Below are 12132 nucleotides of genomic sequence, written 5' to 3'. Positions count from 1 at the left end.
AACCGAAAATTCGAAAGTTTTTTGAACGCATCGGGAAGTATTGTCCTTTTTTAAAGGACTATGAATTGATTATTAAAACTGAAAATACTTTTCCGCACAGCAGCGGAATCGCCTCTTCTGCCAGTGGAATGAGTGCCCTGGCCCTATGTGTGATGAGTTTGGAAAAGGAATTGAATCCGGAAATAACTGAAGATTATTTTCTGAAGAAGGCTTCCTTTCTAGCCCGGTTAGGCTCGGGAAGTGCCTGCCGCAGCATTGAAGGAGAACTCATAGAATGGGGAGAACATAAAACTACGGCCGGTAGCAGCGATCTCTTCGGAATAAAATATCCAAATAAAATTCACGAGGTTTTTAAAACCTATCAGGACACGATTTTACTGGTTGATAAAGGACAAAAACAGGTGAGTAGCACCTTAGGCCACAACTTAATGCACGGGCATCCTTTTGCTGAGGCTCGATTTGAACAAGCACATGCAAATCTTGAAAAATTGCAGGCGGTTTTTGAAACCGGAAACCTGCCGGAATTTATCAAAATTGTAGAAAGTGAAGCCCTAACGCTGCATGCCATGATGATGAGCAGCGAGCCGTATTTTATTTTGATGAAACCAAATACCCTGGAAATAATTAATAAGATTTGGGAATATAGAGAATCTAACGGTGTTCCGGTTTGCTTTACTTTAGACGCCGGAGCGAATGTTCATGTGCTGTATCCCGAAAAGTATAAAGAAGAAATTTTGGAATTCATTAAGAATGAGTTGGTTGTCTATTGTGAAAAAGGGCAGTATATTTGCGACAGTATTGGAAAAGGTGCAGAAAAATTGTAGTTTTACTTAAACTTCTCTGCCTTAAAACGGTACAGTTTACACCAGAGCATATGAAAGGACCTTTATTTTATTCAAAAATCCTTCTCTTCGGAGAATATGGAATTATTAAAGATTCCAAAGGTTTATCAATTCCTTACAATTTTTATAATGGAGCCCTAAAGGTGGATGAAGACCCATCTGAAACTGCTATTAAATCTAATAAGAGTTTAGATAGATTCGCCGATTACCTCGGGGAACTTTCTCAAAACAATCCTGACCTGGTTAAATTTGACCTGGAATCCCTAAAGTCTGATATAGCTAAAGGAATGTATTTCGATTCTACGATTCCACAGGGATATGGAGTAGGGAGTAGCGGTGCTTTGGTAGCTGCGATTTACGATAAATATGCTACCGATAAGATCACTGTACTGGAAAACCTTACCAGAGATAAACTTTTAAAACTGAAAAAGATCTTTGGGGAAATGGAATCATTTTTTCACGGAAAGTCTTCAGGTCTGGATCCGCTTAACAGCTATTTGAGTATTCCTATCCTAATAAATTCAAACGACAATATTGAGCCTGCGGGAATTCCTTCTCAAACCGCAAACGGACAGGGAGCTGTATTCCTGCTTGATAGCGGGAGCACCGGCGAAACCGGCCCGATGGTAGGGATCTTTATGGAAAATATGAAGCAGGAAGGCTTTAGAAATATGCTTAAAGATCAGTTTGTAAAACATACAGATGCCTGTGTAGACGACTTTTTGAAAGGGGATGTGAAATCGCTTTTTAAGAATGTCAAAAGCCTTTCTCACGTGGTGCTGGATAATTTTAAGCCTATGATTCCTGCCCAATTTCATAAGCTATGGCAAAAGGGAATTGATACCAACGATTACTATCTGAAACTTTGCGGTTCAGGAGGTGGTGGGTACATCCTTGGGTTTACGGAAGATATAGAAAAAGCAAGAAAAGCTCTAAAAGATTATAAATTAGAAGTGGTTTACAACTTCTAAACTGCCCTTTAATGGTTTCCATCTCCAACAAACGATTGTTGCTAAAAATGCTCAGTTTGTTTTCGGTGGTTCGTGGTTATAATATACTGGTGTTAATAATTGCACAGTATCTTACTTCAGCTTTTATACTTGCTCCCGATTTACCATTGCGGGATATTATTTTTGATGATAATTTATTCTTTCTAATTCTTTCTTCCGCGACAATTGTCGCTTCGGGATACATCATTAATAATTTTTACGATAGTGAAAAAGACCTGATCAACAGGCCTAGAAAAACCATGTTGGACAGGATCGTAAGTCAGCGTACCAAACTTTCGGTTTATTTTATTCTTAATTTACTCGCGATATTTTTTGCCAGTTACGTCTCCTTTAAAACGGTTGTTTTCTTTTCAATTTACATTTTTGGCATTTGGTTATATTCCCATCGCTTAAAGAAGATTCTTTTTTTAGGAAACCTTGTTGCTTCTATACTCACCATAACCCCATTTTTTGTGATCTTCGTGTATTACAGGAATTTTGAAACCGTGATTTTCATTCACGCCACCTTTCTTTATTTGATGATCGTTATGCGGGAGTTAGTGAAAGACCTGGAGAATATGCAGGGTGACCTGGCCCAGAACTATCAGACAATCCCTGTAGTTTACGGAGAAAAATGGAGCAAATTCTTTCTCTCAATTTTAACCATACTCGCTGTCGTTCCTATCCTACTTCTTATCACCAGGTTTCACACAGGATATATGGATTATTATTTCTATACTTCCCTTGCGTTATTGGTATTCTTTGTATTATTTCTATATTTTAGTAAGGCGAAATGGCAATACCTCTTATTGCATAACATTCTTAAACTGATCATCGTTGCCGGAGTTTTCAGTATCCTCCTTATAGACCTTCCGGAAGTGATCAACCGGGTGTTTTAAGGTGCCTTACTTAGAATAATATTATCCTTTTATAATTTAGTTAATCTGTACTTATACAGTACCTTTGCAAAAAATTAGCGCTATGAGCAGAAACGATAAATCTTCAGAAGGAAAATTCAGCGGAAGACAAGGTGGTGGACAACGAAAGAAATCCTATGCCCGGGGAAATGCCCCTATAAAAAAGGCAGGAGACAAAACTTCGGCTAAACCTTCTTCAGCTAAATCAGCCGAAAAGACAGAAGGAATCAGGCTCAATAAATACATTGCAAATTCAGGGATCTGTTCCCGTCGCGATGCCGATATCTATATTTCTTCCGGAAATGTAACGGTTAACGGGAAGGTTATTACTGAAATGGGTTACAAAGTTAAGCTCACCGATGAGGTGAAGTTTGACGGTAGGACTCTGAATCCCGAAAAACCTGAATATTTCCTGCTGAATAAACCCAAAGGGGTTTATGTCACCGGAAGCATGGAAAAAGGAGGGAAAACAGTAATGGAGCTTATGGCTAAGGCTACCAAAGCCAAACTGGACCCTGTCGGGAAACTCGATACCCAGGCTATGGGCTTATTGCTTTTTACCAACGATGGTACTCTGGCCAAGAAATTAGGTAAACCAAGGAATGGAATAAGACAGATCTATCATATAAATCTTACTAAACCACTCTCACCCGAGCATCTTGATAGAATTAAAGCCGGGGTGATCCTCGAAGATGGAAAAGTGAAAGTACAGGACGCAAGTTATATAGCGGACAGACCGAAGAATGAGGTGGGTCTTGAAACCAATTCTACCAAAAATCACGTAATCCAAAGATTGTTTAAAAGTTTGGGGTACGAAGTAGAAAAATTAGATCGCGTAGTCTTTGGCGGGCTAACCAAAAAAGACCTGCCAAGAGGACGTTTCAGAAGGCTTACAGATCAGGAAGTTATTAATTTGGGAATGCTTTAAAAAAAGTTATTTCGTATTAAGTTTTTTAATATTTTTAACCCGGATTTTCAATTGAAGATTCGGGTTTTTAATTTTTTTAATCTTTGTAATGCACACCAGTAATTGACAAATTCTTTTCGTCATTTCTTCGGAAACTGTCGGTATTTTCCGAAATATATTTTAGTTGGCCTAAATTCAGGTGTGGAATTATCCTGTAAAAAAATTCATCTTAACAATATTTTACCAATCAAATCTTTTGATGCGGTAAATTTATCCCTAATTTTTACCTTTAAAACTCTTAAACTACTCCATTGAACACCAAATACAGCGATCTGATAGACCAGACTTTCTATTTTCCTCAGGAAGAATTTACTCTGGAAAATAATGAACTCCAATTTCATGGGATTGACCTTATGGAACTCGTAGAAAAATACGGAGCTCCCCTTAAATTTAATTATCTGCCTAAAATTTCAGATAATATTCAAAGGGCCAAAAAATGGTTTTCCGATGCGATGGAAAAACATAATTACAAAGGAAATTACAATTATTGTTATTGTACAAAAAGTTCTCATTTTGAGCACGTTTTGAACGAAGCTTTAAAAAATGATATCCACATTGAGACCTCTTCGGCATTTGATATTAATATCGTGGAGCATTTAAAGAAATCGGGGAAGATCACCAATGATACTTACGTGCTTTGCAACGGTTTTAAAAGGGACCAATATATCGAGAATATTGCCCGTTTATTGAATAACGGTCATAGAAATTGTATTCCTATCATTGATAATTATGAGGAAATCGATCTTTTATCAGAGAGTATTGATGGGAAATATCCCATCGGAATAAGAATTGCTTCTGAAGAGGAACCGAAATTCGAATTTTATACCTCCCGGCTTGGAATAGGGTATAAAAATATCGTACCCTTTTACAACCGAAAGATCAAAGAAAATAAGCAGGTGGAGCTGAAGATGCTACATTTCTTTATCAACACCGGCATACGTGATACAGCCTATTACTGGAACGAACTTATCAAATGTTTGAAGGTTTATATCGCACTCAAAAAAGTTTGTCCAACGCTCGATAGCTTAAATATTGGTGGTGGATTTCCGGTGAAGAATTCCCTTCATTTTGAATATGATTATGAGTATATGGTAGATGAGATTATCAACCAGATAAAACTTGCCTGCGACGAAGCAGAGGTGGAAGTGCCAAATATCTTTACTGAATTCGGAAGTTTTACCGTTGGAGAAAGCGGTGGCGCGATCTATGAGATCCTCTATCAGAAACAACAAAACGACAGGGAAAAATGGAATATGATCAATTCATCTTTCATCACGACGCTTCCGGATACCTGGGCCATAAGCAAGAAGTTTGTAATGCTTCCTATAAACCGTTGGAATGATGAATATGAAAGGGTTTTGTTAGGCGGATTGACCTGCGACAGCGATGATTATTATAATTCTGAACAAAACGTAAATGCGATCTACCTTCCGAAGTATAAAAAAGAGAAACCGCTTTTTATAGGCTTTTTCAATACCGGGGCATATCAGGAAACCATAGGGGGTTTTGGTGGTTTACATCACTGCCTGATCCCGCAACCCAAACATATTCTTATAGATAAAGATAAAGATGGGAATATCACCACAGAATTGTTTAGTGAGGAACAGAAATCAGAAGATATGTTGAAAATTCTCGGTTATAACAATAGCAATTAAAAAATTTATAACTTTATACAACTAACTCTTATTCAATCAACTTTTAAAATGAACAAAAAGAATTACGCCGGGATACCAGATAAGTATTCTCGCATAGACGATGCTAAAGTGGTATTAATTCCTGTTCCCTACGATGGAACAAGTTCCTGGCAAAAAGGCGCAGATAAAGGTCCGGAAGCTTTTTTGGAGGCTTCAGAAAATATGGAACTTTATGACATTGAAACACGCAGCGAAGTGTACAAAAAAGGGGTTTATCTCGCTCCACCTGTAACCGAAGATTCTTCTCCTGAAAAAATGGTTGAAGCAGTGCACAAAACTGTGAAAAACTACATCAAACAGGAGAAATTTGTAACCATTTTTGGGGGAGAGCATTCAGTTTCCATCGGTACTATTCGGGCTTTCAATGAAAGTTTTGCAGATTTAACCGTAGTACAAATTGATGCTCACGCCGACCTTAGACCGGAATATGAAGGTTCAGCATGTAACCACGCTTGTGCGGTGCACGAGGCCAGTAAAAAGACCAACCTGGTACAAGTGGGAATTCGTTCTATGGATGTTTCAGAAGTTGAACATATGGACGAAAACCAGGTGTATTTTGCTCACGATCTGTATGAAGACTGGATGGATGACGCCATTGGCCAGATGACGCCTAATGTTTTTATCACCATAGATCTTGATGCCTTTGATCCTTCTATCATGCCTTCTACCGGAACCCCAGAGCCTGGTGGACTTTTCTGGTACGAAACCCTGGAGTTTTTAAAACTGATGTTCAAAAAGAAAAATGTTGTAGGATTTGATATCGTAGAACTTTGCCCAAATGAAAACGAGAAATCATCTGATTTTCTTGCGGCAAAACTGTACTACAAAATGTTGAGCTACAAATTCAAATATTTAAATCATAACCACGAAGACGAAGATGAGTAAAGGAGCGATTTCGCAATTTATAGAAAAATATTATTTACACTTTAATGCCGCCGCGCTGGTAGATGCTGCCAAAGATTACGAAAAGCAGTTGCAGGGCGGTTCAAAAATGCTGGTTTCTCTCGCAGGAGCTATGAGTACTGCCGAGATTGGGAAAATTTTTGCCGAGATGATCCGAAAGGACAAAGTGCATATCATTTCCTGTACCGGCGCTAACCTTGAGGAAGATGTAATGAACCTTGTGGCGCATTCGCATTATAAACGTGTGCCTAATTATCGTGACCTCACTCCGCAAGAGGAGTGGGATCTATTGGAAAAAGGCCTAAACAGGGTTACGGATACCTGTATTCCTGAGGAAGAAGCTTTCCGAAGAATTCAGCATAGGATCGTGAAGATTTGGAAAGATGCTGAAGAAAAAGGCGAGCGTTATTTTCCTCATGAATTTCTTTATAAATTGTTGCTTTCAGGGGCTTTGGAAGAGCATTACGAGATCGATCTTAAAGATTCCTGGATGTACGCCGCAGCCGAAAAAAACCTGCCAATGGTGGTTCCCGGATGGGAAGACAGCACCCTGGGAAATATTTTTGCTTCCTACGTGCTCAAAGGTGAGCTGAAAGCGAGTACAATGAAATCGGGAATAGAATATATGACCTTCCTTGCCGATTGGTACACCGATAATTCCAAAAACGGAATCGGTTTCTTCCAGATAGGAGGAGGAATTGCCGGCGATTTCCCTATTTGTGTAGTGCCTATGTTGTACCAGGATATGGAAAGAACCGATACGCCTTTCTGGAGCTATTTCTGCCAGATTTCCGATTCAACAACCAGCTACGGATCTTACTCCGGAGCTGTGCCCAATGAGAAGATTACGTGGGGGAAACTGGATATCGATACGCCAAAACATATTATAGAAAGTGATGCTACTATTGTAGCGCCTTTAATATTTGCCTATTTACTCGATATGTAAATAGTGATTTGGAATAAAAAGAAGAGCCTGTAAGTTAAATTACAGGCTTTTTTGTTTGGAATTCCTTTCTGGAAATCTCATAAATCAAATACCCGAAAACAGCAACATATTCTGTCGCCAGGAGCCAGTAACTCTCTTCAAAATCGGGATTGGAATAGGCGAAATAACTCAGAAATACCAGTCCTGTCCATAAAATCATATAACGATATTTTGTAAAAACAGAAAGCAGAAGAGGTGTCGCCAGATACCAGGGATGTACTGTAGTGGAAAGAAAGAAGTACGCGGTTATTCCAAAAAGCATCGAAGTGATTAAAGTTTTAATTGATCTATTTCTTCGGAAAAAAGCGAGTCCCAGGATAATCAGAAGGGTCAGGATAGGTAAAACCCTTCCCGCCGTGGCGATTATGTTATAACCTTTAAGCTCAAAACCAATCCAGCGAATCAGATAATAGATACTCGCATTGAATTCAAATTTTTGAAACCAAAGTCCGATACTGGCTGAAAAGTTGGAGAATAGTTCTGAAGAAAGAAAAGGAAGGAAAGTCAGAACGACTGTTATCGCTACTGTGGCATAATAGAACCCTAATTTCTGAATTTTAAGCTGTTGATTCTTTCGAAAATAATTCCAAAGTAGCGGCAGAAATATAAGCGGAATCAATTTCACCGAAACAGAAACTCCCAACAAAACTGCGCTGGCCAGCCATTTTTCTTTGTGAAGTAAGTACAGCGAAACAATCAGGAAAAACAGCATTACCCCTTCAAAATGCAGGTTCCCGGTGAGTTCTATAATGATAAATGGATTCAGGATAAACCAAAAGATCTGATGATGGGGAAGACCGAAATTCTGCAACAGCTTCCTTCCGAAGAAAAGCGTCCCTAAATCGGCCAGGATGATTAAAATCCGAATTATTATTACTGATCCTAAAATCGATTTCCCCCCTACCAATGCCGACACTGCAAAAATAAATTGATTAATTGGAGGGTAGCTGGTATAATTCCCCTGGCTAAGGCTTCCCATTCCCTGGTAAAGGTCAGCCCAAATTCCCTGAAAATCGGGAATTAATTCAGTTGGTTTGAATAAATAGGGATTGATCCCTTCGAGGATCAATTTCCCGTCCCAAATAAAGCGATAATAGTCCTGAGAAAGGTTAGGCAAAGCAAAAAGAAAGATAAGTCTGTAGAGGAGCGCCAAACCGGCCAGGAACCAAAAGTTGGTTTTTTCGAGCTGGATTAGCCTAAAACTCATAAAAAACAATCCGCCGTAGAGGCCGATGAGTTTTATGAAGTCGGTGCGATCGAGATTATAGGCGAAGGAAATATAGAATACGATACCGGTTAGGGCTATAAGAATACTGAAGCGGTGGTTTTTAAAAAACTCCTTCATTTTTTCAAAACTAAGTTCGAATCGTTTTAAAAACCACAAAGCCAAACCCGATGAATAGCATAAGATGAAAAATAACCAGACTAAAATCCTTCAGTAAAAATGCGCTGTAAAGTCCGAAGCCGAAATACAACCAGAGCCCAAATTCCAGCAATAATTGCGGACTTATCGCCTGGGTTAAATATTTGTTGTGCTTCCAGTTCTGGTTGGTCGAATTAATATTGAATTTCGGAGTCCGGATAAATTCTGATCTTTTTCCTAAATGACCTTCCATCACTGCGATAGAGTTATGCAACGAAAACCCCATCACCACCGAAAAGAAGCTGAAAAACATCCCGATAAACTTCAAAAGACTTTTAAATCCGCCGCCGTGAATCTTTTTCCAGGCCGCGTAATAACAGAAGAAAAATATGATCGTACTAACTAGAAAAACTCCCAGCCAATTGAAATACCGGCCTAATTCTGGATTCTGACTTTTAATATATAAAACCGGTACGCTTAAAACTGCCAGCAGCAATACAATCAAAAACATACTTGAATTGAGCAAATGGAAAAATCCGTGGAATTTGGTACTAAAGGAAGCTGAATTGTCTTTTAATAAATGTAGGTAATTTTTCCTGAAGTTTTCAGCCGCTCCTTTATTCCATCGAAATTGTTGGGATTTGGCTGCGCTTATTGCAACTGGGAGTTCTGCAGGAGTTTCCACATCTTCCAGGTATTTGAACTTCCATTTTTTAAGCTGGGCGCGGTAACTAAGATCAAGATCTTCTGTGAGGGTGTCGCCGCTCCAGTTGCCCGCATCGAGGATGCATTCCTTGCGCCAGATACCCGCCGTACCATTGAAATTGATGAAATGATGGCCGAAATTCCTTCCGGTTTGTTCCAGTATAAAATGAAAATCGAGAGCAAAGGCCTGTATTTTGGTCAGCCAGGAATAATCGCGGTTGATATGCGACCAGCGTGTTTGGACCACCCCAATTTCCGGATCTTTGAAATAGGGGACGGTTTGCAGGAGCCAGTCTTTTTTCGGTAAAAAATCGGAATCGAAAATAGCGATGAAGTCTCCTTTCGCAATTTTCAACCCCTCCTTTAAAGCGCCTGCTTTAAATCCCGTTCGGGATTCACGGCGAAGGTGTTTAATGTCAAAACCGGCCTCTTTTAAAAATGAAATTTTTTCAGCGATCAGGGCAATTGATTCGTCGGTGGAATCGTCGAGTACCTGGATCTCCAGCTTGTTTTTTGGATACTGAATTTTTGCAATATTATCGAGTAAGTTCTCAACAATGTACAATTCGTTATACAGTGGAAGTTGTATGGTAACCGTAGGGGTTTGCTTAGGGTCACTCAAATTATATTTTTCAGCAGAATCGGTCTGTTTCTTTGCTTTCAGGTAATTCAGTAATAATTGAAGCTGGGAAATGCTGTAGATGAAAATTATCAGCAGGGCAAAAGAATATAAGATGAGAATTGCAAGCTCCATTATTTAAAACTGTATTTGAAAATCCATCCCAGGATCTTTACTCCTGCAAAGATAGCGCCTTTCACCGTGCCCGAAACCTTGGAGGTGCCAATGCGATTTTTATATTTTACCGGAACTTCGGTGTAAGTATAATTTTTTTTGATGGCTTTCAACTGCATTTCCACAGTCCAGCCATAGGTTTTATCTTCCATTTCCAAAGCAAGCAATTTTTCATATTTAATCGCCCGGAAAGGTCCAAGATCGGTAAATTTCGCTCCGAAGAATAGTTTCATTAAGGAAGTAGCAAGCCAGTTTCCGAAGATCTGCGGACCTGTCATCGAGCCTTTTTCACGTAATTCCTTGACTCTGGCACCAATTACTAAATCTATATTCTCATCCAAAATTGGAGCTACGATTTTGGTCAGTTCTTCGGGGTAATCGCTGTAATCTCCATCCAGGAAAACTATGATATCTGGTTTTGGGTTTTTGCTTGCGAGATAATCCATTCCCTTGAGGCAGGCGTAACCATAGCCTTTTCTTTTTTCTGAAAGTACAGTTGCTCCAGCTGTCCTGGCATTTTGTACAGTGGTATCCGTGGAATTATTGCTTACCACAATGATTTCATCTACAATTGGAGGAATTTCAGAGACTACCTTGGCGATGGATGCTTCTTCATTGTAAGCGGGAATAATTACTTTAATTATAGGAGGCATAATGTACTTGCTTGAGCACAAATATAAGTTTGAGTAAGGGCTTCACCATAGAAATTTATAAAATAAAAAAGCCCCGGAAATTCCGGGGCTTTTTAAGGTTGGTTAGTTAGTTGGTGAGCGGATTAGTTATCTTCTTCTACTTCTTCCTCGTTGGCTTCGTAGTCGTCTCTGTCTTCTGGTTCACCTTGCTCGTTCATAATAGTGAACTCACTTCTACGGTTTTTAGCGTACTGCTCATTTGTACAACCAGTTGGTTCAGTACAATCGTTAAGCGGCATGCTCTCACCATAACCTTGAGAGGTTAATCTGCTGCGGTCAATTCCGTTTTCAACAAGATATTCTAAGGTAGAAGCTGCACGTCTTTCAGACAGTCCCATGTTATATTCATCAGAACCTCTGGCATCGGCGTGAGAACCAATTTCGATGTCGATTGTTGGATATTTGTTCATAATATCAACAACTTTGTCAAGCGTAGGTTTAGATTCGTCTTTAATAGTTGCTTTATCAAAGTCGAAGTAAATGTTTCCTACACCTCTTAATTGCTGTCTTCCAGTTTCAGTATTGATCTCACGATCGTCATAATCTACTACCGGAGGCTCGTAATCTTCGCGTTCAAACATGTAAAGGTTATCTGTTCCTCTTCGGTTAGAGGCAAAGTATCCTTTTTCGTCACCTTCTTTAATTACAAAAGCGAAATCATCACGATTGGAGTTTACAGTTGCGCCAAGGTTTTGGACTTCTGAAAAGTCTCCTTCACTTCTGAAAACATCCAGGTTTCCATATCCCTGGTGCCCATCTGAAGCGAAATAAAGCACATTCTCTTCGCTGATGAAAGGAAACTGCTCGCGCTGCGGCGTGTTAACTCCGGTTCCAAGATTTTGTGGAGTTCCGTAAGTTCCGTCTTCATTAACATCTACTACATAGATATCGAAAGAACCTTCAGAGCCCGGCATATCACTGGCAAAGTAAAGTTTACTTCCATCTGCACTTAGGCTTGGGTGCTCGGTAGAGTACTCATTGCTGGTGAATGGAAGCGCCTCGATGTTAGTCCAGGTCCCATCTACCAATTCAGCACGGTAAAGTTTAATGTGAGCAACTCTTACGCCTTCTTCGTTTTTAACTCTTTTTTCGCTGGTACGATCAAAGTACATTACGGTTGCATCCTCATTAAAGGTTGCAGAACTTTCGTGGGAATCGGTATTGATATCATCTGAAAGCAGAATAATATCAACCAGTTCTCCTTCTTCAGTCATTTCAGCGCTGTAAAGGTCAAGAGTTGGTTTTTTATTCCACGGATAAATAGGACGCTCCTGATTTCTTG

At 39.5% G+C, this 12132-nt stretch carries 11 protein-coding genes; 7 read left to right on the top strand and 4 right to left on the bottom strand.

Annotated features, from left to right (window positions below; genetic code table 11):
* The 7 genes from ACESK1_RS09930 to ACESK1_RS09900 all read left to right on the top strand — a co-directional run.
* On the top strand, positions 1–824 hold an 824-nt coding region (locus ACESK1_RS09930), incomplete at its 5' end, for a diphosphomevalonate/mevalonate 3,5-bisphosphate decarboxylase family protein (RefSeq protein ID WP_372920027.1).
* Positions 825–874: 50 nt separating this feature from the next.
* A complete protein-coding gene (locus ACESK1_RS09925; RefSeq protein ID WP_372920026.1) occupies positions 875–1813 on the top strand; it encodes a mevalonate kinase in 939 nt (312 codons plus the stop codon).
* Between the two features lie 11 nt (positions 1814–1824).
* A complete protein-coding gene (locus ACESK1_RS09920) occupies positions 1825–2730 on the top strand; it encodes a geranylgeranylglycerol-phosphate geranylgeranyltransferase (RefSeq protein ID WP_372920025.1) in 906 nt (301 codons plus the stop codon).
* Positions 2731–2812: 82 nt separating this feature from the next.
* A complete protein-coding gene (locus ACESK1_RS09915; RefSeq protein WP_372920024.1) occupies positions 2813–3676 on the top strand; it encodes a pseudouridine synthase in 864 nt (287 codons plus the stop codon).
* Positions 3677–3966: 290 nt separating this feature from the next.
* Positions 3967–5370: an arginine decarboxylase gene (locus tag ACESK1_RS09910; RefSeq protein WP_372920023.1), complete on the top strand. Its 1404-nt coding sequence runs from the start codon at positions 3967–3969 to the stop codon at positions 5368–5370.
* Positions 5371–5418: 48 nt separating this feature from the next.
* Entirely contained in the window at positions 5419–6294 is an 876-nt protein-coding gene (speB, locus tag ACESK1_RS09905) for an agmatinase (protein ID WP_372920022.1), read from the top strand.
* Entirely contained in the window at positions 6287–7258 is a 972-nt protein-coding gene (locus tag ACESK1_RS09900; RefSeq protein WP_372920021.1) for a deoxyhypusine synthase family protein, read from the top strand. The genes speB and ACESK1_RS09900 overlap by 8 nt, the downstream gene beginning before the upstream one ends.
* Positions 7259–7292: 34 nt before the next feature.
* On the opposite strand, the gene ACESK1_RS09895 is transcribed toward ACESK1_RS09900, so the two are convergent.
* From ACESK1_RS09895 to ACESK1_RS09880, 4 genes are all read right to left on the bottom strand, one after another.
* On the bottom strand, positions 7293–8642 hold the full coding sequence (locus ACESK1_RS09895; RefSeq protein ID WP_372920020.1) for a glycosyltransferase 87 family protein: 1350 nt from the start codon (positions 8640–8642) through the stop codon (positions 7293–7295).
* A gap of 10 nt (positions 8643–8652) precedes the next feature.
* Complete coding sequence (locus tag ACESK1_RS09890) at positions 8653–10119, bottom strand: cellulose synthase family protein (RefSeq protein ID WP_372920019.1); 1467 nt, start codon at positions 10117–10119, stop codon at positions 8653–8655.
* Entirely contained in the window at positions 10119–10811 is a 693-nt protein-coding gene (locus tag ACESK1_RS09885; protein ID WP_372920018.1) for a glycosyltransferase family 2 protein, read from the bottom strand. The genes ACESK1_RS09890 and ACESK1_RS09885 overlap by 1 nt, the downstream gene beginning before the upstream one ends.
* A 122-nt stretch (positions 10812–10933) precedes the next feature.
* Positions 10934–12132, bottom strand: a 1199-nt coding sequence (locus ACESK1_RS09880; RefSeq protein ID WP_372920017.1) for an OmpA family protein, incomplete at its 5' end; no start/stop codon positions are given.

The organism is Salegentibacter sp. (assembly GCF_041642575.1).
Lineage (GTDB): Bacteria > Bacteroidota > Bacteroidia > Flavobacteriales > Flavobacteriaceae > Salegentibacter.
This window is presented reverse-complemented; position numbering and strand designations above follow the sequence as displayed.

Bases quoted from the DNA above. Each gene is read 5' to 3' on its own strand.
- ACESK1_RS09925 (WP_372920026.1), top strand. From the start codon at position 875: ATGAAAGGACCTTTATTTTATTCAAAAATCCTTCTCTTCGGAGAATAT.
- ACESK1_RS09920 (WP_372920025.1), top strand. From the start codon at position 1,825: ATGGTTTCCATCTCCAACAAACGATTGTTGCTAAAAATGCTCAGTTTG.
- ACESK1_RS09915 (WP_372920024.1), top strand. From the start codon at position 2,813: ATGAGCAGAAACGATAAATCTTCAGAAGGAAAATTCAGCGGAAGACAA.
- speB (WP_372920022.1), top strand. From the start codon at position 5,419: ATGAACAAAAAGAATTACGCCGGGATACCAGATAAGTATTCTCGCATA.
- ACESK1_RS09900 (WP_372920021.1), top strand. From the start codon at position 6,287: ATGAGTAAAGGAGCGATTTCGCAATTTATAGAAAAATATTATTTACAC.
- ACESK1_RS09895 (WP_372920020.1), bottom strand. From the start codon at position 8,642: ATGAAGGAGTTTTTTAAAAACCACCGCTTCAGTATTCTTATAGCCCTA.
- ACESK1_RS09890 (WP_372920019.1), bottom strand. From the start codon at position 10,119: ATGGAGCTTGCAATTCTCATCTTATATTCTTTTGCCCTGCTGATAATT.
- ACESK1_RS09885 (WP_372920018.1), bottom strand. From the start codon at position 10,811: ATGCCTCCTATAATTAAAGTAATTATTCCCGCTTACAATGAAGAAGCA.